Raw genomic sequence first — 18,530 nt, 5'->3', positions numbered from 1 at the left:
CTTGCCCATTCTGTCCTGAGTCTGCCTGTATTATAGCACGGCGGCTCGGACATTGCACCGTTGGGTGCAAGGAGGGCTGCTCTGATGGATTTGTCTTCTACTGACACCACCTATGTCGCGCTGGCCGCTACTATTCTGCCACCGGACCTGCACCCCTACGCCAGCGCCGCCGGTCTGTGTCACCTGCGGATCACTTCTTTTGGCGATGACCAGGAGGCGTGCCTGATTGAGGTGGCTGCGCTGCCTCATCGCTTGCATGATCGAACTGCGTTCAGGCGCGTGTTTACGGTCTGGGTCAACACGGGGCAGCTCGCACACGCGCTGCCTTGGGACCGGACCTTGCAGAATCTGCCCACCTGTGACGTGCGCGAACGCCTAGAAGCGGGCATCTCTCCCTGGCCCGCTGACGATTCCTCGGTCCCTGATCCCGTTGAACCAGGTGAGACGGGCGAAACCCACGAGCAGGGACGCCAGGCCGTGACGCTCCTTCCTCTCCCCGAACTCTTCCTTGCGTGTGAGACCGTCAACGAGGTCGTTGCAGACGGGCCAGAGCCACCACGGAACGCTCCCACCTCTCGCTTGCAGCGCTGGATGCGCCTGGTGTGGCTGCGTGCTGCCCTGGCGATGGTACGCCGTCAACTCGTCCACACCCGGCAGGTGTTTCACAAGCTGGATGTGCTGTTGGAAAAGGTCATCGAGGTGCAGCGGCAGTGGCATCAGTCCCTGGTCAGTGCTAGCGCGGTCTACGTTGACCGGCGGCTGGTCGGCTGGCGCTTGCAGATTGCCTACCCCATGCAGGAGGTGCTAGCGGCATGAGACAGGCGCAACAGACTTCCCAACGGGGCCGGCGCGTCCGGGGCTATCGCATTCATGTGTATCGTGGCTCACAGCATCATCCCCCATCGTTCACGACGCCCATCATGTGGCGCGAGCAGCCACCGGTCGAGGAGTGGAAGCGTGTGATCAACGACCCGGCCACGCAGTCCGCTTACATGATCCGCAGTGGGCGTCGTATGAAAGACTTTCAGTTTACTCGCAACTCTTCATCTCACAGATAGAAAGGAGCAAGACATGCGTCTGCTCAAGCTGATTGGGACGCTGACGTGTATGTTGGCCGAGGCAGCGGCGTTGATGTTCGGCCTCACCTGGTGGGCGCTTCATGATTCCCACCTGGCCACATTCAGAGGCACCCTCCCTTGTTTACTGCCACTGCTTGCGGTCTTCACCCTGGCCATGTGCGTTTTACACCTCTATTGGTATCGAAAGGAGAAAAAGGGGTGATGCGTTCCCACAAAAACCATGACTATCGGCAAAAGCCGACGTTCCTCAAGAAAAAAAGAGCAGCATCCTTGTCGTTTCCGAGGGGAATCATCATCCCGATGCAGGACCCCATCATCCATACCGATGCTCACCCCGTCTGTGATGATGTTTCGTGTCCTTGCCGAGGGAGCGGTTCCCACAGGCAGGCCGAATCCTGAGTACTTCCCAATCGTTGCTTGTGGGGGTTGGGCATGTTGGAGGGCAAGTATCTTCCTACCTTTTTCGCTCACAACCCGTCAGCATCTCACCCCCGCAGGTCAAAAACGCTCTTGGAGAAGAACAACCTTTCGTGATCGAACGACCGGAGGAGTCAAAGGGTTTCTGGCAAAGCCAGGTACAAGCGCAACAAGCAGCAGGACTCGCTGCACAAGGCGAGTCATCTGATCGCCCACAAACTGGTTGAAAGAACCGTTGTGGTTGGTGATCTTTCCCAAAGGCAAATGGTCATGAAAGAGCATCGTGAGCGTAACAAACATTGGCGTACAAATGCGTGCTCTACGGGAAAGAACTGGTGATCTTAGATGAGAGGGATACAAGCAAGATGTGTTGCGCATGCGGACACAAGCAAACTATGCCACTCTGGAAACGCACATATCGCTGTAGTAACCCTGAATGTCGCTTCGTGATAGACCGTGACGAGAATAGCGCGATGAATATCCTCAAGCGGTATCTTGCCCGGCCAGGGCCACATATGGATCGGATATCCATACGGTGTGCGGATGTTTTCACCGCAACGGACAATGTGATTACGTTTGATTACATTTAAGAAAGCAGATACGTTATGGCCATCTCACACTGTCGGGCTTGCCAGCACACCTTTACCAGCATCACCGCGTTTGACCTGCATCGTAGCGGAAGCTATGAGCGCTCTACCAGGCGTTGCCTGACCGAAGAGGAGATGCGTGCGAAAGGCATGACGCGCAATGGTAGGGGCTGGTGGAGTGCCCCATCACGCGGCAAGATTCCCCCCTGGTCTTCACAAGCAGGAAGGGAAAGATCGCTCTCTTGAAATGCTTGTGTTTCCAGCCCCCGGAAGTGCTTCCGGGGGCGGTTTTGTGGGTAGGAAAGGGAGGATGCTCATGCTACCCAGTCCGTATCAGCAAGCCATTTACGCCTGGATCGAACAGGGAGCCGGCAACGCCCTGGTTGATGCCGTCGCCGGCTCGGGCAAAACGACGACCTTGATTGAAGGAGCCAAACGACTCAAGACCCGCAATGCTTGCTTTGTCGCCTTCAACAAGGTGATTGCCGACGAGATTGCCAATCGCCTGCAAGCCAGTGGCTCACCTATGCAAGCGAGTACTATCCATAGCCTGGGCAAACGCTGCCTGGGCCAGGTACGTATTGAGCGTCACAAGTATATCAAACTGTGCCGCAAGTACCTCCAGAGTCTTCCTGATCTGGAAATGGTGCTCAAAGACACCCCGGAGGCGACGGCCGTCAAGCAATTGCGCACCCTGGTCAATTTCACGCAATTGACGCTGACTGAGCCCACTGAAGAGAACCTGCTCCGCCTGGCAGAGCACTATGCCCTGGACGAAGTGCTCGCCCTCAGTGTTCGCCATGACCTGTTGTGGGAGACAATCTGGAGCGGCGTGAGCAGTATCATTGAGCAGGGCATCGAGCAATACCAGCGTGAGCGCCTCATCGACTTCAACGATATGGTGTACTTGCCGACGGCACTGCACCTGCCCATGCCACAGTTCGACTTCCTCTTTATCGACGAGGCGCAGGACTTGAACCGCGCCCAGTTGGAACTGGTCCTTGCTTGCACGAGTCCACAGGGGCGCTTACTCTTTGTCGGAGATCGCAGGCAGTCCATTTACGGCTTCAGTGGCGCTGATACAGCCAGCATCCAGAATATCATCGAACGCACGCAGGCACAGGTGCTGCCCCTCTCCATCTGCTATCGCTGCCCGTCGTTGCCCATCCAATTGGCCCAGCAGATATACCCGGACATCCAAGCGGCGCCAGCGGCTGAGCGTGGAACTGTTGGTATCATTTCTCAGGATGACTTCCTCCGGCGTGTGCAACCTGATCCGGGTGGCTGCGCAGTGATCGGGCGGTGTACCGCGCCCCTGGTCAGTCTGTGCTTGAAACTCTTACAGCAAGGAAAGCGGGCCAAAGTCCGGGGGCGCGATATTGGTGCGAGCATTCTGGATGTGCTTGAACGCTTGAAGAAATCCAGGCACTTCCACTTTGCCGCGTTTCTGGAACTGCTGGAAGCCTACCGCGAGGCTCAGCTCGAAGTCCTGGGAGCCAAACCTGAGCAGAATGAGATGGCGATTGACGCCTTCTTGGACAAGATCGAGACGGTGATCGCCTTCCACCAAGCGTACTGCACCCAGGCGCGCTGCCAGAAAACACCGGTCACCATTGAAGGCTTTGAGAGGTATGTCAGCGACTTCTTTAGCGATGAAGACGAACGCCAGTGCATTCTCTTCTCAACCATCCACAAAGCCAAGGGCCTGGAGTTCAACGTGGTCTACGTGCTGCCGGAGAAAATCCCGCATCCGCTGGCCAAGAACGCCTGGCAGTACGAGCAGGAATGCAACGCCGAGTATGTCTTGCTCACCCGCGCCAAGCAAGCCATGTACTTCATCGGACGACTGATCAGCAACCTGGCACTGCCATCCGATGAGCCAACCACATCAACCCCGGAGGGGTTTACTGCACCAACCCCACTGGAGCCTGCGCTCGTCGTTGAAGCGGAGGCCCTTCCCACTCATCAGGAGCAGGCCAGCAAGAAAGGCGGCAGGCCACGGAAGGACAAAATGCGCCTGCAGATCAAAGTGAGCCAGGAGGTGGTGGCCTACCTGCGGACGCTGAAAGGCGGGGACGACGGCTACAGTGGCTATGTCGAGAGCCTGATCCGCAACGATCCCCAGTTCCTTCAGTTCCTCGCGTCATCGCACACCATTTCGTGTGTATGAAATGGCACCAGCGTTGGACCGTCTGGTGCCATGGTTGATCGATGTTCCTCAGAGGGATGCCTCGTGAGGGGCCGACTGTTCCCACCTGTTCTCATGAACCAGGTGGGATTTCCTTGTCGAAAGGAGTTTTCCCTATGCAGTACACACCTCTCCCCCCAACTCAGAGCCGCCGCGGGTGTTTCACCCCTTTCGGCTGGTTGGTGATTGTCCTGGCGATCATCGTCTGTGTGATCCTGATGGTGTATCCCAACTCGCCCTTTCGTCCGTTTTCATCCCCGCTCCCTGCGCAGCCGACGCCCACACACCACCGAAGCAAGCCAGATGTGCGTGTCCTGGCAGCCGCCCAGGGTCATGATGTGCGCGGAGGACCGAGCCTGGCAGCCGCGTTCGTCGACCAGGTCCTGGCAGCCGCCCATTCGCCAGCGCAGGGAACCGGGCAGGCTTTGTATGACCTGAGTCAGCAGTACAGCATCGATGATGCCTACGCCCTGGCCTTTTTCCAGCATGAAAGTGCTTTTGGCACGACTGGCATCGCCCGCCTGACCCATTCGCTCGGCAATATCCGCTGTAGTGCTGGCTACCGCTGCATCGATGGCTATCGCGCCTACAGCAGTTGGGCGCAAGGCTATGCCGATTGGTATCACCTCATACGTACCCTCTACATTGGTACCTGGCACCTGACCAGCGTCGAACAGATCATCCCCGTCTATGCGCCCGCCAGCGACGGCAACGATGTCGCTGGCTACATCGCCGCTGTTGAAGATGCCGTCTCGCACTGGCGGCAGCACGAGGTGCAAAGATGAAAGGCGGAAGCAGTTTGACGGCATCCGCCGACGAGATGATCTTCTCGCTTGACCTCCAGGCTCCGCTTGAGGGTGTCCTGGCGCTCCATCGTTCGCTGGGCATCCTGGTCAAGATCACCTGTGCAGCGAACCACCCCCAGCTGCTGGCGGTACAGCTCTTCACACCAACTGAACTCACGCTGCTCCTCCCACTCCTGGAGTCCTATCCCGATTATTGTCCCTACGAAGTGTGTTATGCCCGTTTTCATGGGGCCACTTCGGATCGGGAAGTCACCCGGGCCAGGGAGATGTTATATACCGCCATGGGAACAGAAGAGTGGGAGATCATCATGCGGCCCATGCGCAACGTGCTTTCACGCATCCGACTCAAATTGCGCACGCTGGACCTGGAGGTGAGGACGCTGCTGGAGACCGGATATCTGCTGGCACCGCGCAAACAGAAGCGCGAACCAGAGGGGACGCGAGATGGAGGGAAGCAGCAATGAGCGGCCGTATGCCGAGTTTATGGGAGGGCGAGCGCTTGACCTTCGAACGGTCGCTGGCCCTTACTATCGAATCGCTGTCTGCTTACGGTCCTGGGTATGGTCATTGGGCGATGGCCTATAGTGGAGGCAAGGACTCCTCGACCGTTGTCACCCTGGTGGCCCACCTCATCACATCCGGGGCTATTGCTGCCCCCAGGAGCCTAACCGTGTTGTATGCCGATACCCGCCTGGAGTTGCCTCCCTTGCAGATGGCAGCCATGGGTGTTTTGCAGGAACTGCGGCGACACGGGATACAGACGCACATCGTCTTACCGGCACTGGATGACCGCTACTTCGTGTACCTGTTTGGCCGCGGCGTGCCTCCGCCCAAGAATCGCTTTCGCTGGTGTACGGCACAGTTGAAAGTCGAGCCGATGAAATTAGCGCTTGACGTTGTGCGCCAGCGCTATAGTCATGGGGAAAAGGTGCTGCTCCTGACTGGGGTACGCCTGGGAGAGAGTGCCGCCCGCGATCAACGCATCGCCCTATCCTGCTCAAGAGATGGGGCTGAATGCGGGCAGGGATGGCTACAGCACACAAGCGCGACGGCTGTTGCCGATGTATTGGCGCCATGCCTGCATTGGCGGGTGTGCCATATCTGGGACTGGCTGATGTTCTATGCCCCGGAGGATGGCTTTCCCACCCAGGTGATTGCTGAAGTGTATGGCGGAGACGAAAAAGAGGAACTCAACGCCCGGACTGGCTGTGTTGGCTGCAACCTGGCCTCCAGGGATGTGGCTCTGGATGCAGTATTGAAACTGCCGCAATGGGCATACCTGGCTCCCCTGAAGCGGCTCAGACCGCTCTACCAGGAACTCGCCAGACCACAATACCGGCTGCGCAAAGCTGGCACCGACCGGCGCAAGGATGGCAGGCTTGCCGCCCATCCGATGCGGTTAGGACCGCTGACTATGGAAGCTCGTCGCGCTGGACTCCATGAGGTACTCAGGATACAACGAGCGATCAATAGCGCAGCGCGGCAGGCGAAACGGCCGTTCATCCAACTGATCAACCGGCGCGAATACCTGCGAATTCAAGAGCTGATGGAGGCCAATACCTGGCCGGAGGGATGGACAGGCCACGAGGTCCGTGGTGATGTCCTCTTGCCCCAGGTGCTGGCCGATGGGGTAGTCCAGCCACTGCTGGAGGAAGACTTTCTCTGAATGCTGCCAAAGATTACCATTGCAGGCCGAGTTTATCAGGTTGATACATTGGGCAGCTTTGCAGGCCACACGCAGGGTCCAGCCTGATCAGCAAATCAAATGGAGGGGATTATGATCATGGGACGATCACTTGGCGCTTGCCAAGGGAGGCCAGCGATTGAGGCTCAGCGCCCAGGATGGGGCTGCCTGGGTCTATGAATGAAACGCTTGCACGATCTCACCCAAACAGACAAGCACAGTCAGATTGGAGCGCTGATATGCCATCAGTGCTCTTCTTTTGCTCTCAAGACAAGGAGACAAGTTGCTATGCATGAGGAGGAACTCAACCTCATCAGCCAGTACCTCAGAGACATCGGGCCTCATCGGTTGCTGACCTTCGAAGAAGAACAGCAGTTGGCAGAGTGTATCCGGGCCGGTGATGAGCAGGCCAGGCAGCGCTTCATCGAAGCCAACGTCAAACTAGTAGTCAGTCTTGCCAAGCGCTATCAAGGATATGGACTAGCGTTGGAAGACCTCATTCAAGAGGGGAACCTCGGCTTACTGCGCGCAGTGGACAAATTCGATGCCAGCCGGGGCCTCAAGTTCAGCACGCATGCCTTCTGGTGGATTCGCCAGGCCATCACTCGCGCCCTTGCCGACCAGGGGCGGACGATCCGTCTTCCGATGCATCTGCGCGAAACGATCCGCCGGCTGCATCGGAGCCGACTTCGCTTGCAGCAAGACCTGGGGCGTGAACCAACCGAAGAGGAACTTGCTGTGGACATGGACCTCAGCCCACAGCGCGTCGCCCAACTCTTGCAGGTGAGTCAGGAACCCATGAGCCTGGACCTCGCTGTTGGCGAAGAAGATCACCCCTGGAGCGACTTCGTTGAGGCTCCCAGCACACCGTCCCCATCTGATGCCGCCGATCATCTCTTGCTCAAAGAGCAGATCGCTTCCTGGCTGACCTGTCTGAGCGAACGGGAGCGGGTCGTGGTCACGCTGCGCTTTGGCCTGGCCGATAGTTGCAACCGCACGCTTGAGGAGGTGGGCAAGACGCTCCACGTCACACGGGAACGCGTTCGCCAAATTGAAGCCAAGGCACTGCACAAACTGCGCGTTCACTATGCGAGCGACGAACTGCAGGAGTATCTGAAATGAGCGTGCAAAGATGCTAACCGGCACCTCTATGCTTGAAGGACTTGACAGTCATGGTATACAGGGGGGAGCCTTTTTCTAGCTCGACCATTGTAAGAAAGGAGCAAACCGCTATGGCATTCAAACCCGAAGAAATCACCCGCTTGCAACAACTCTCTGACGAGATGGCCAGACTCATCGAGGATGTGGAGACGACTTCCAGCGAGGCCTCGGTGGTCTATGGCAAAATCGGACGTACCTGCATCCGCGCTCTGGCCAATGTCGCTGCCGCCGCTGCTCGGCAAGCCGAACGCGACAAACACGTGCAGAAGTTCCAGACGGCCCGCGAAGCGCGCCGGCAAAAGAAGAGCGGCAGCCAGCCCCAGCAGGTACAGGCAGCGCGCAGTACCGCCCGTCCGGGAGCGTCTGCAACGGCTTGACACGCGGCCCATTTGGAGTGGAAAAGCGAGCAGGATTTCAGACAAAAAACGGTGGCCAAGGTCTGGGTATCGCGTGGCCTCTTCCCTTGTCTGAAGCTCGCTTTTTTACAGGAGTATTCCCCCCAAATTAGCCGAGTAAACCGCCGGTGCCAGAGCACCTTTTGACATCGATTTTGAGGAGAAAAACAGATATGGGATTCCGCAACCCCTTTAGGGGACGCCAACCCGGGAACATCACCCCAGCGGCGAATCCGCCAACACCACCGCAGCCACCAGGACCAACTACCGGCCCGCTCATCGGAGGCAACAGTCCAGCCGCTCCAAGCGTGCAAAGCGAGTTGCTTAACCTGGTGAACTACACACCTGAGCAGTTGGTCCAGCATGTTGACCAGCGCGTTGCCCGCATCCAGTTCGGCTGGTCCTTTTCCACCCAATTGATGGAAGGGTACAGCGAGGTCTGGGCATGGATAGGACCCATCATCCTGGTGATTGGAACCATCGGCGAGGTCTTCCTGGTTCTGTGGCTCCGACAGAAGGCCCAGGAGGTCATCGCCGGCCTTTCCATCGTTGCCGTCGCGCTGGTCCTTGAGGGGACCTTCCTGGCTGTCTCCTACAAAGCGGCCACGATCCGCAATCGCTCTGAGCGGCGACCGGACGGACCAGGTGTTCTTGACAAGCGCAAGCTCCGCCGTCAGTTCTACTTCTGGTTTGCCCTCGCCACCGGTGTCTGTGCCACACAGGTCATCTTCATCGCGGCCCAGACCAAAGCTACTGACATCGGTGCCTGGGGCGTCTGGACGTTCGCGGTCCTGCGCGCCGTTTTCACCCTGGTCGCCGATGGCTATACCGCCTTCGCTCACGAAGAGAAACCCACCACGGCAGAACAGGCCCTGGAGGAAGAGGAGCAACGGACCAAAGCATCGGAACAGTTGCTCCAGCAGAAAAGGCGAGAAGTCTCCATCATCAACGACGGCATCCTTGCCGTGCGCCAAGCATCGGTCGAAGCGCAGATCAAAGACGACAAGCTGACTACCCAGCTCAGCATCGAGAAGATGCAGAATCAGGCCCAGATAGATGCTCTGCGCACGCAGCAGGAAACTGCTCAGATGACCATTCAGATGCTGACCAGGCTGCAACGCGCTATCCTCGACCCGGCCATGCCCATTGATCAGCGGCAAATGGCCATTAACCTCATGGTCGCTATGGGTCAAGGATACAACCAACTCGGACCGGTTCAGGGCAGTACCACCGTGACTGAGGAGGATGCGTAATCCATGACCGAGCGTCCGTACAGTCGCTACACGCGCGAAAAGACTTGGGCCGCGCTTTATAGCCAGCACGTCAACGCGTGCTATGCCCTGGTTCCGCTCAGTGCCACCAATAACAGCATTGCCGTGATTCGCTGTAAGGATGCCAAAGAGACCCAGGCCACGATGCGTGCTCTGTTAGCTCATGTCAGCGAGTGCGAAGCCTTCTATGCCTCCAAACAGACCCCGGAGCAGGTCCCGGCTATCCTGCAACGAGCGCGCCACGCGGTGGTGCTGGCCAAAAGCAGCGATTACTACCGCTACCACCTGGCTGATCATCCTGAGTTCAGCCTGGTCATCTGCGGGCTGCATGATAGCTACCTGCATCTGCCGGTCTGGGAGATGCGCACGAACCGCCGTTACGAGCCACGCGAGACGGCGGTCGCCATCACCTCCCCGGACTTTGCGCAGCTTCGCCGTACTTCGTTTGGACACCATATGCTGCTAGGGGCGCTCATCAACGGCGATGCCACAGCACAAGCGTTGCTGGCCAGCCTGCCACCTAGAACACAGCGACGCATTAAACGAGAGGTAGAGGACGCACAAAAAACGCGCTATCGTGGTCGTCCTCTGTCCTTTTTGACGGAGGCTGAGCGCCGGGCTATCGGTAGCAAGATCAGTACAGGCCTCCGGCGCTATCACCAACAAAGGCGATTACGCGTGAAATAACAGGCCAGACCGGATAGTCAACGAGATAAGTTTTATATACCCATGCCAGGACATCTGTCTTGGCCTTTTCTTTTGCCATCAGATAAAGGAGAACATGCATGACGCAACAAACAACCTCTACAGGAGCACTTCCGACAGGGATGGCGCTGATTGAAACTGCCGAGGGGCGCTGGTTCCCAGCGTTCGCTTCTCTGACCGATACACCCCATTGGGTCACCTTTCTCGATATCGAGACGAGTGCTATTCCGCCAGCTCTCCCAGTACAGTCCTGTGCTGATCAAGAGCAGGGTTACCCTTCCCGACAACAAGCCCTGGACGCCTGTTGTGCCTGGGATGAGGCGATTAGGTTATCGGTAGAATGGGAAAGGCTCGCCGCCTCTACCGAAGTCTACCCAGAACGCAATGCCTGGTACCGGGAAGAAATCGCACAGATGCTTGGGGGGAGTCACGTGCTGGTACTGACCACTCTCGAAGCCATGGCCGCGGTGGTGATCAAGCATCCCGGCATCCAGGTCATCTCAGCGCGAGGGATTACCCCTGATGAGGCGCTTGAATGTCTCTACGAGCAGGTCTATGCCTGCGCACTCCTCCAGGAGCAGGCCAGTTAGGATCAACGGAAAGGAAATCTATGCGTACCAACATGAAATCAACCACCACGATCAAAATACTGCCGGCAGACCCCCTGCAAAAGCTGCTGACCGTAAGTGAGGTTGCTGCTATTCTTGGCTTGAGCAAAGTCAAAGTCTATGCCCTGCTCAAAAGCGGACTGCCCTCCATCAAGATCGATGGGGCCAGGCGTGTCCAACCGGGGAAACTACAGGCCTGGATTGAGCAACATGGTGAGTAATCAGGCAACCCTTTCGTGTGGACGAAACCTGCCCGCGTTGGAAGAACTGCGCACCCGTCCACAATGGGTGTGCTGGCGCAAAGAGCGGCGGGGGGGCAAGTGGACCAAAGTGCCCTATCATCCCTTGACAGGGAAAAAGGCAGCTTCCGATAACCCACACACCTGGGCCAGTTATGCCCAGGCAGTACAAGGGCAATGCACTGGCAGGTATGATGGCATTGGCTACATGTTCCAGGGAGACTATACCGGGGTGGACCTGGATCACTGCGTCCATCTAGATGGGAGCCTTGACCCGTGGGCGCAGGGCTATCTTGACCAACTCCCAAGCTATGCGGAATATTCGCCGAGTCATACCGGTCTTCATATCCTGGTGCGTGGTATTGTTCCGCGTGGGCTCCGGCGGCACGTGCCTGGCGCTCCACAGCCGGAAGCCGCTATTGAAATGTACAGTGAGCGGCGCTACTTCACCGTGACAGGTGCGCATGTCGCAGGCACCCCTACCAGTATCGAAGCCTGCCCCGCTTTGGTTCCACTTTATATGGCGCTGGCGACAGCCAGGCAGCAGCCACAAGGCGCTCTCCCTGCTGAAGATAGTTCCTTGAGCGACGAAGCCTTACTGGAGAAAGCCTTGCACGCGCAGAATGGCGCGAACTTTCAGGCCTTATGGCACGGGAACATTACTGGCTATCCCTCGCAGTCGGAAGCAGAGCTCGCCCTGTGCCACCTGCTGGCTTTCTGGACGGGCAACGATGCTACTCGCATGGATCGGCTCTTTCGCCGCTCGGGATTATATCGCCCAGAGAAGTGGGACCGTCCAGCCAGAACCGGGGAAAGCTATGGGCATGGCACCATTGCACGGGCTATTGCCGGATGCCGTGAGACCTACCACAGGTCTCTACCAGGCAAGATCATTCGATTCCGGGGCAGGCTGGAGGGTGTCTCCCAGAAAGAAGGGGTCTCGCTGCCGGAAACGGAACTGGATTTCGTCATGGGGTGCCTGCGTGATGAAGAAGAGGGTGATGCCCGGCTCTATGCCCATTTATTCCGTGGGAAGTGTGTGTATGATCATACTGAGGGCATGTGGTACGAGTGGCAGGGGCATCATTGGGAACGCGATGAATGCAAACACGCGCTGTTGCTGGCCAGCGGACCGCTGGCCTCCGTCTATCTAGAGACCAGCGCCCAGCTGGCAGAAGAGGCAGCCTGGGCAGAAAAGCGCCTGGACGCCGACCTGTTGCAGCGCGGCAAGGGGGATGACCCGGACGCACAGCAGTATCAATGGCTCAAGGAGATGACCGGCGCACTCATCGGGCGGGCGAAGGCACTCAAAAAGCTGAAACGTGCGCAGGCCGTGTTGACCTACGCGCAGGCCTATCTGCGCATCACCTCGCGGGAATGGGACACCTCTCCCTGGTTGCTGGCATGTGCCAATGGCGTGCTGGATTTGCAAACAGGTGAACTCCACGTTGGCAAGCCAGAAGACTATCTCAGAACCGCGATTCCGACGGCGTGGACGGGATTGGACACGCCAGCCCCACGCTTTGAGCAATTCCTCCAGGAGGTTTTCCAGGATAAGCCAGAGAGCGAACGAACCGTTCTAATTGCGTTCGTGCAACGCCTGCTCGGATACAGTATTACCGGTGAGCTTTCCCACCACATCTTTACCATCTTCTATGGAGCAGAAGGACGCAATGGTAAGGATACCCTACTGGATACGCTCAAGGATGTGCTGGGATCGCTCGTGGGCGCGGTGAGTAATGACCTGTTCGTCGCCCAGGAGAAGTTCCGTGTCAGTGGTGCGCCGACTCCGCATTTGTGTGATTTGCAGGGGAAACGCCTGGTCTGGGGTAGCGAAACGCGGCAAGGAGATAAACTCAACATTGCCCAGATCAAATTGCTCACTGGCGGGGGAGAAATTTCAGCGCGGCAGTTGCATGGCAGGCAATTTAGCTTCGCTCCTACGCATAAGCTCCTGCTTATGACCAACTATAAACCTCATGCCGACGCGCGCGATCAAGCCTTCTGGTCGCGTGCTTGCCTGATCGAATTTGGTATCCGGTTCGTGGACCATCCCCAGACGCCGAACGAGCGCCAGGCTGATCCCACACTTAAGGCGAAGCTCAAAGAGGAACGCAGCGGCATTTTGGCCTGGCTTGTCCGGGGATGTCTGGCCTGGCAGCACCAGGGGCTGGCCATCCCCTCCTTCATTCGGCTGGCAACCGAAAAGTACCGCGATGAAGAGGATAAAATCCTACAATTCATTCGTGAGTGCTGCCTGGTACAAGCCGATGCCTATGTCAAAGCAAGCGCACTTTATGAAGCTTACAAGGAGTGGTGTAAAGATAACCAGTTTGGCTCCGGCATGAACGCGACCCTGTTTGGCAATGAGATGAGCAAGCGCTTTGAGAAGAGGCGAGGGAATGCCGGGATGATTTACCAGGGAATCGGGTTACTGGCTAGCGAAAGGAGTGTAGGGTTAGTGTATACCTCTCAAGAGGAGGAAGATAACGATAAACGACCATCAGAAGCCAATCTACAGGTATCTGAGGAGGATGAGAGTGTAGGGTGTGTAGGGTTTCCCCAAGTTTTTTCCCCAAACGCAAATCATGGCCTTCATGAAGGCCGAAATAGAGAAAAACCCTACACACCCTACACTAGCTCAACCACTGTGAAGAACCATAAGACACGCTCTGAAGCCAATCCAGGGCAAATCAACAACAATTCGCAACCCTACACGAACCCTACACATCCTCGTCAGTATGTCGAAACCGTTGATGGCCTCGGGTATCTGACGGGTAATCGCCAAGAGCAGGATGTGACCTTTTTCTCAGGGGAAAGAAAGGAGCAGCTGCGCTACAGAATAGGTGTGATCCTTCTCAAGGATGGAATTGAGCGGTTCTACTATCCACAAACCCTTTGGGAAGCTCGGCGAGAGGCAATACAAGCCTATGAGCAAGAGGGACACGCATGAATACTTCTCCCAAAATCGTCTCTCCGCTCATGTGGGTTGGGGGAAAGTTTGCCTCGGCAAAACGCATTGTGAAAGCGTTTCCCCCGCCAGAGTTATATGGAACCTATGTGGAGGTGTTCGGCGGTGCCGCGCATGTGTTGTTCCACAAAGCTCCGGGGAGCCACCTGGAGGTCTACAATGATTTGAATGACGACCTGGTACGCTTCTGGATGGCAGCGCGTGACCAACCAGAAGCTCTACAGCAGCGCATCGACTCGCTGCCCTATAGCCGCAGCCTCTACCATGCCTATCACGCCAGTTTACGAGCCAATGCGCCGATGGATGACCTGGAGCGCGCAGCACGCTGGTTTTATGTCCTGCGCTCGACCTTCGGTGGCGTGCCCGATTTCAGCAAGGGATGGGGCTACCTCATTGGGGAAGGCGCGAACCGGGTCTCCGCCCTTCGTACAGCAACAGCACTGCTAACAGTCGTAGCCCAGCGGTTCCGGTATGTGCAAATTGAGCATCGGGACTTTGCTGCGATCATCCAGACCTATCAAACACCACGGACGCTCTTCTATGTGGACCCGCCCTACATCGGCTGCGAGGACTACTATGATACCGTCGATGGGAGCCAGCTTTTTACTGAGGACGATCACCGGCGTCTTGCTACACTACTCAATGCCACCCCAGCGTACGTTGCGCTCTCGTACTACGCGCATTCCCTGGTGGACGAACTCTATCCGGCACAACGCTGGCGACTACTGACCTGGAGGCAGGCGAAGGCCGTTCAGAAAACAAGGGAGCATCGCCAGTACGGGCGAGAAGTCTTGCTCATGAACTACCCGGAGACCCTTGGATTGTGGCAGGGGTTGGCGTGAACCTTTAAACGGCTATTCGGCATATCGCGTGGGATTTCTCCTTTTCCCACCTGGCCAGCGAGGGAGAGCATGGAGGGCCGAATCAGCGGGACAGCAAGGGCCACCCAACGTTAACCGTCCTAGTTCGTCGCTTGCATCGCCTGTACTGGCCCACGCTCAACACCGGGGACGCGAACGGGGGCTGCTCAACGCATACCAACCAGGTGCAACTGTGTTATCTGGTAGCGCCGGAGCCGGGCGAGAACCTCAGCCCGGAATGGACCGAATGCTTCATGGGATTTCCGCCCGGTTGGACCGCGCCCGCTGGCCAGCCCCACCAGGACCACAATTCGAGTGGGAGCCGCGGCGAGTGGCGGGAAGCGTCTCAGGACGAAGAGAGCGTATAGAAGCGCTCGGTAACGCAGTTATCCCCTATCAGATTTACCCGTTGTTCGCGGGGATCGTGGAATGGGAACGAACGATGGAGGCTGTGTCGAGAGGAGAATCCGCGTCATGAGAGGCGACATCAGCAGCCAGGTAGAGTACCAGGCGCTTCGTCATAGCGTGGATTTCATTGCGGGCGATGGCAGGCTAAAGCCGTTGAGCGCACGCGAGAACGCCAGTATGGACGCGAGATGCTGCTGATGAACTATCCCCAGGCCCTCAGTCTATGGGCAGCAGTGTAGTAAACCAGTTTTATACACACGAAAGTACCCTCCCCGTCTTGCTCAGGCAGGCGGGGAATGTTCTTGTTTAGAGGTTATCATGCCACGACGAATTTCAAGTGACGATACAAACAAAAGGCAGCCAAAGGGTGTAGGTTCTGTTTTCCAACGCTCGGATGGTAGCTGGATTGCTCAAATCACGCTAGAAAACGGGAAACAGAAGCAATACCGTGCGAAGACTGAAAAAGATGCGAACGTAAAATTGAGGAAGGCCCTCGATGAGTTAGAACGCGGCTCACTTCTCACAGAGAAGGACCAAACGCTTAGGGAGTACCTGGAGCATTGGCTAGAAAATGTGAAACGCCCTTCACTCAAAGTTGGCAGCTACCTGAGATACCGTGATCTTGTTGACAAGCAAATTCTCCCAGCATTGGGACACTACCCACTACGAAAACTCAAACCAGAGCATCTGGAAGCCTTCTATGCCAGACTTCAGGTGAATGGAAGATCAGATGGGCAGAGAGGACTTGCTGCAAAAACCGTCCGGCTTGTTCACGGAGTACTCTATCAGAGCCTGGAGGCGGCTGTAAGAAGAAGGCGTATTCCCTATAACGTTTGCCGGGATGTAACTCTCCCGCGAGTGGAAAGGCAAGAGATGCTTACCCTCAGTGCTGATGAAGCGCAACGCCTCTTAGCCACAGCCAAAGGGCATCGACTGGAGGCATTGTTGACACTGGCTCTCACAACAGGAATGCGTCGGGGTGAACTTCTTGCGCTGCAATGGAAGGACATCGATTGGAAAAATGGAAGCCTTCAAGTACGTCGCTCTGTCAATCGCTACGCTGGGCAAGGGTTTAAGGTTTCGGAGCCGAAAACCAAACAGAGTCGCCGGAAGATCACTCTGCCTTCATTCGTACTGGAGGTTCTCAAAGAACATCGGACACGCCAACTTGAGGAACGCTTGCAAGTAGGGTCTCGTTGGAAAGATCTGGGACTTGTGTTCAGTAATGCCTATGGCAGCTACCTCAATCCCAGCCACCTCGGCACAGACTTTCACAAATTGCTGAAAAAGGCCAAACTCCCAATGGTGCGCTTCCACGATCTACGACACACCGCCGCGAGTCTTCTTCTCAAAATGAACGTCAGCCCCAAGATGGTACAAGAAATCCTGGGCCACAGCGATATTGAGATGACTCTCGGTATCTATTCTCATGTGTTACCAGGAATGCATGAGGAGGCGATGGAAAAGATGGACCAGCTATTCAAAAATCCTGACGATCAAAACCCGGAAGATGAGGAGGAAAGGGAAGCAAAATGACCCATTTTTGGCGTTTTTTTTGGGGGATAAACTGACAAATAAACTGCACATTCCTGCTTTCTATGTGTTAGAATACGTCATCAAGCAACGTGAGAAGCCAATGTAGAGGCGTTCGTAACTCATGGATGAGCAGGAGTCCCCCCTTCGGCACTAATGGCGTCTCAGGCCAGTCTACAAGCGGTCTGAGGCGTTTCTTTATGTTCCTGTACAGCAACAGTACAGCAACGGAATTTTTCACTCCTGAAAGGCGTCGCTCATCTTGTCCATCGCTTCCTTTTGCATCGACAGACGCCAGGGATTTCGATCCCAACGCTGCGACTCATTGCTAAAGACATTGGCAAAGATCAATCTCTGGCCCTGGAGTTGTGGCGTTCTGGCATCCATGAGGCACGCATCCTTGCCTCCATGATCGCCGACCCGCGCCTGGTTTCTCCTGAGCAGATGGAGGAGTGGGTCAACGATCTCGATTCGTGGGACGTCTGCGACCAGGTCTGTGGGAATCTCTTCGATAAGACCCCCTACGCCTATCACAAGGCGATGGAATGGCCTCACTGGGAGCAGGAGTTTGTACGGCGGGCGGGTTTTGTGCTGATGGCCCAACTGGCGGTTCACGACAAACAAGCCTCTGACGAGGCGTTTTTGCCCTTTTTCCCACTAATCAAGCAGTATGCCACAGATGAGCGCAACTTTGTGAAAAAAGCCGTCAACTGGGCCCTGCGGCAGATCGGGAAACGCAACCGCCATCTTCGCGCCGTGGCAGTGGAGTGGGCGCTGGCGATCAAACAGCTGGATGCTCGCGCCGCCAGGTGGATAGCCAGCGATGCGCTCAAAGAGTTACAGGCAGATCAGCGATGAAGTGCGCTGGAAGAGTACTCACGTTTGCTCTCCTTTCAGGTGATGAGGTGCGCTCACTACCTCGATGAAGGTTTCTTCGTCCTCACCATCCGCTTCTGAGGAATCCATCTCGTACTGCTCCCCGTATTTCTGGGCTAAGACAGCGTTGGCATGATCGTGCTCAGCCACGGGTAGTTCGCGCGCGTAGCCTTCAATCTCCGGACCAAGCACGTTGCCCATCCAATCGCAAGGAGCCAGCAGGACACGAGCGGTCGTGCGAATACGCTTGAGCTTGCCTGTCGAGCGACCGGTGACCATGTAGAGCTTCCCTTGCTCGTAGGCGAACCACATGGGGCTAGGAACGCCTACGCCACTTTTGCGAAAGGTCGTGAGAAGGACAAACTCGTAGGGAGACAGGAAGGCTAACGAATCGCCCATCTCCTCTTGTTGCTGCTGACCCCTGATAGTCATTCGTTCTTCCTTTCCTCATGCAATCTCCACTTTGTCAACTTCTGGAGCCGCTTGCGCCGGTGGCTCTTGTTCGCCGAACCTACTCTTGCTCATTGCTGAGAAACCAGGATGAGTTTGGAACAGGCTGATCTTCCCGCTGTACTCTTGTTGTTCGGCGCATGAACTCCATATCTATATTATCCTATCTTGCCCTCTTTCGGCTGGTTTCTCATAATCGACCTGTCCTGCACCGGGCAACGACCTGATCCATGTACTCCCGTTATCTATGGGAGCTCCTGGCCGTCACCCGCGTACCCGGGACGACCAGGGT

20 protein-coding genes and 1 pseudogene are annotated in these 18,530 nt (G+C 56.6%); 20 read left to right on the top strand and 1 reads right to left on the bottom strand.

Annotated elements, in window-relative coordinates:
* Window positions 1–84: 84 nt before the first annotated feature.
* From VFA09_03145 to VFA09_03050, 20 genes and pseudogenes are all read left to right on the top strand, one after another.
* Window positions 85–816 (top strand): hypothetical protein, encoded by a 732-nt coding sequence (locus VFA09_03145; GenBank protein ID HZU66250.1) that lies wholly within the window; start codon window positions 85–87, stop codon window positions 814–816.
* Entirely contained in the window at window positions 813–1,058 is a 246-nt protein-coding gene (locus VFA09_03140; GenBank protein ID HZU66249.1) for a hypothetical protein, read from the top strand. The genes VFA09_03145 and VFA09_03140 overlap by 4 nt, the downstream gene beginning before the upstream one ends.
* A gap of 13 nt (window positions 1,059–1,071) precedes the next feature.
* The gene (locus VFA09_03135; protein HZU66248.1) at window positions 1,072–1,281 is read left to right on the top strand and encodes a hypothetical protein; all 210 of its coding nucleotides are present in this window, start codon (window positions 1,072–1,074) and stop codon (window positions 1,279–1,281) included.
* Window positions 1,282–1,631: 350 nt separating this feature from the next.
* A pseudogene (locus VFA09_03130) lies at window positions 1,632–2,011 on the top strand (transposase).
* A 90-nt stretch (window positions 2,012–2,101) separates the two neighbouring features.
* Complete coding sequence (locus VFA09_03125; protein ID HZU66247.1) at window positions 2,102–2,329, top strand: hypothetical protein; 228 nt, start codon at window positions 2,102–2,104, stop codon at window positions 2,327–2,329.
* Window positions 2,330–2,399: 70 nt separating this feature from the next.
* Window positions 2,400–4,253: a UvrD-helicase domain-containing protein gene (locus VFA09_03120; GenBank protein ID HZU66246.1), complete on the top strand. Its 1,854-nt coding sequence runs from the start codon at window positions 2,400–2,402 to the stop codon at window positions 4,251–4,253.
* Window positions 4,254–4,387: 134 nt separating this feature from the next.
* Window positions 4,388–5,056 (top strand): glucosaminidase domain-containing protein, encoded by a 669-nt coding sequence (locus VFA09_03115; protein ID HZU66245.1) that lies wholly within the window; start codon window positions 4,388–4,390, stop codon window positions 5,054–5,056.
* On the top strand, window positions 5,053–5,541 hold the full coding sequence (locus VFA09_03110; protein HZU66244.1) for a hypothetical protein: 489 nt from the start codon (window positions 5,053–5,055) through the stop codon (window positions 5,539–5,541). The genes VFA09_03115 and VFA09_03110 overlap by 4 nt, the downstream gene beginning before the upstream one ends.
* Before the next feature lie 8 nt (window positions 5,542–5,549).
* The gene (locus tag VFA09_03105; protein ID HZU66243.1) at window positions 5,550–6,743 is read left to right on the top strand and encodes a phosphoadenosine phosphosulfate reductase family protein; all 1,194 of its coding nucleotides are present in this window, start codon (window positions 5,550–5,552) and stop codon (window positions 6,741–6,743) included.
* A gap of 306 nt (window positions 6,744–7,049) precedes the next feature.
* Window positions 7,050–7,883: a sigma-70 family RNA polymerase sigma factor gene (locus VFA09_03100; GenBank protein ID HZU66242.1), complete on the top strand. Its 834-nt coding sequence runs from the start codon at window positions 7,050–7,052 to the stop codon at window positions 7,881–7,883.
* 110 nt (window positions 7,884–7,993) lie between these two features.
* Entirely contained in the window at window positions 7,994–8,299 is a 306-nt protein-coding gene (locus VFA09_03095) for a hypothetical protein (GenBank protein ID HZU66241.1), read from the top strand.
* 191 nt (window positions 8,300–8,490) lie between these two features.
* Complete coding sequence (locus VFA09_03090; protein HZU66240.1) at window positions 8,491–9,570, top strand: hypothetical protein; 1,080 nt, start codon at window positions 8,491–8,493, stop codon at window positions 9,568–9,570.
* A 3-nt stretch (window positions 9,571–9,573) separates the two neighbouring features.
* The gene (locus VFA09_03085; GenBank protein HZU66239.1) at window positions 9,574–10,275 is read left to right on the top strand and encodes a hypothetical protein; all 702 of its coding nucleotides are present in this window, start codon (window positions 9,574–9,576) and stop codon (window positions 10,273–10,275) included.
* 98 nt (window positions 10,276–10,373) lie between these two features.
* Complete coding sequence (locus VFA09_03080; protein ID HZU66238.1) at window positions 10,374–10,883, top strand: hypothetical protein; 510 nt, start codon at window positions 10,374–10,376, stop codon at window positions 10,881–10,883.
* A 20-nt stretch (window positions 10,884–10,903) separates the two neighbouring features.
* Complete coding sequence (locus VFA09_03075) at window positions 10,904–11,122, top strand: helix-turn-helix domain-containing protein (GenBank protein HZU66237.1); 219 nt, start codon at window positions 10,904–10,906, stop codon at window positions 11,120–11,122.
* Window positions 11,112–14,093 (top strand): phage/plasmid primase, P4 family, encoded by a 2,982-nt coding sequence (locus tag VFA09_03070; GenBank protein HZU66236.1) that lies wholly within the window; start codon window positions 11,112–11,114, stop codon window positions 14,091–14,093. Before VFA09_03075 ends, VFA09_03070 begins: the two co-directional genes overlap by 11 nt.
* Window positions 14,090–14,953 (top strand): DNA adenine methylase, encoded by an 864-nt coding sequence (locus VFA09_03065; protein ID HZU66235.1) that lies wholly within the window; start codon window positions 14,090–14,092, stop codon window positions 14,951–14,953. The genes VFA09_03070 and VFA09_03065 overlap by 4 nt, the downstream gene beginning before the upstream one ends.
* A 492-nt stretch (window positions 14,954–15,445) precedes the next feature.
* Window positions 15,446–15,577: a hypothetical protein gene (locus VFA09_03060; GenBank protein ID HZU66234.1), complete on the top strand. Its 132-nt coding sequence runs from the start codon at window positions 15,446–15,448 to the stop codon at window positions 15,575–15,577.
* Between the two features lie 120 nt (window positions 15,578–15,697).
* Window positions 15,698–16,915, top strand: coding sequence for a site-specific integrase (locus VFA09_03055; GenBank protein ID HZU66233.1), 1,218 nt, complete (start codon window positions 15,698–15,700; stop codon window positions 16,913–16,915).
* Between the two features lie 276 nt (window positions 16,916–17,191).
* Window positions 17,192–17,770, top strand: coding sequence for a DNA alkylation repair protein (locus tag VFA09_03050; protein ID HZU66232.1), 579 nt, complete (start codon window positions 17,192–17,194; stop codon window positions 17,768–17,770).
* An 18-nt stretch (window positions 17,771–17,788) separates the two neighbouring features.
* On the opposite strand, the gene VFA09_03045 is transcribed toward VFA09_03050, so the two are convergent.
* Window positions 17,789–18,220, bottom strand: a complete 432-nt coding sequence (locus tag VFA09_03045) for a PPOX class F420-dependent oxidoreductase (protein HZU66231.1) — start codon at window positions 18,218–18,220, stop codon at window positions 17,789–17,791.
* Window positions 18,221–18,530: the final 310 nt, after the last annotated feature.

It is taken from the genome of Ktedonobacteraceae bacterium (assembly GCA_035653615.1).
Lineage (GTDB): Bacteria > Chloroflexota > Ktedonobacteria > Ktedonobacterales > Ktedonobacteraceae > DASRBN01.
This window is presented reverse-complemented; position numbering and strand designations above follow the sequence as displayed.

Bases quoted from the DNA above. Each gene is read 5' to 3' on its own strand.
- VFA09_03145 (HZU66250.1), top strand. From the start codon at position 85: ATGGATTTGTCTTCTACTGACACCACCTATGTCGCGCTGGCCGCTACT.
- VFA09_03140 (HZU66249.1), top strand. From the start codon at position 813: ATGAGACAGGCGCAACAGACTTCCCAACGGGGCCGGCGCGTCCGGGGC.
- VFA09_03135 (HZU66248.1), top strand. From the start codon at position 1,072: ATGCGTCTGCTCAAGCTGATTGGGACGCTGACGTGTATGTTGGCCGAG.
- VFA09_03125 (HZU66247.1), top strand. From the start codon at position 2,102: ATGGCCATCTCACACTGTCGGGCTTGCCAGCACACCTTTACCAGCATC.
- VFA09_03120 (HZU66246.1), top strand. From the start codon at position 2,400: ATGCTACCCAGTCCGTATCAGCAAGCCATTTACGCCTGGATCGAACAG.
- VFA09_03115 (HZU66245.1), top strand. From the start codon at position 4,388: ATGCAGTACACACCTCTCCCCCCAACTCAGAGCCGCCGCGGGTGTTTC.
- VFA09_03110 (HZU66244.1), top strand. From the start codon at position 5,053: ATGAAAGGCGGAAGCAGTTTGACGGCATCCGCCGACGAGATGATCTTC.
- VFA09_03105 (HZU66243.1), top strand. From the start codon at position 5,550: ATGCCGAGTTTATGGGAGGGCGAGCGCTTGACCTTCGAACGGTCGCTG.
- VFA09_03100 (HZU66242.1), top strand. From the start codon at position 7,050: ATGCATGAGGAGGAACTCAACCTCATCAGCCAGTACCTCAGAGACATC.
- VFA09_03095 (HZU66241.1), top strand. From the start codon at position 7,994: ATGGCATTCAAACCCGAAGAAATCACCCGCTTGCAACAACTCTCTGAC.
- VFA09_03090 (HZU66240.1), top strand. From the start codon at position 8,491: ATGGGATTCCGCAACCCCTTTAGGGGACGCCAACCCGGGAACATCACC.
- VFA09_03085 (HZU66239.1), top strand. From the start codon at position 9,574: ATGACCGAGCGTCCGTACAGTCGCTACACGCGCGAAAAGACTTGGGCC.
- VFA09_03080 (HZU66238.1), top strand. From the start codon at position 10,374: ATGACGCAACAAACAACCTCTACAGGAGCACTTCCGACAGGGATGGCG.
- VFA09_03075 (HZU66237.1), top strand. From the start codon at position 10,904: ATGCGTACCAACATGAAATCAACCACCACGATCAAAATACTGCCGGCA.
- VFA09_03070 (HZU66236.1), top strand. From the start codon at position 11,112: ATGGTGAGTAATCAGGCAACCCTTTCGTGTGGACGAAACCTGCCCGCG.
- VFA09_03065 (HZU66235.1), top strand. From the start codon at position 14,090: ATGAATACTTCTCCCAAAATCGTCTCTCCGCTCATGTGGGTTGGGGGA.
- VFA09_03060 (HZU66234.1), top strand. From the start codon at position 15,446: ATGAGAGGCGACATCAGCAGCCAGGTAGAGTACCAGGCGCTTCGTCAT.
- VFA09_03055 (HZU66233.1), top strand. From the start codon at position 15,698: ATGCCACGACGAATTTCAAGTGACGATACAAACAAAAGGCAGCCAAAG.
- VFA09_03045 (HZU66231.1), bottom strand. From the start codon at position 18,220: ATGACTATCAGGGGTCAGCAGCAACAAGAGGAGATGGGCGATTCGTTA.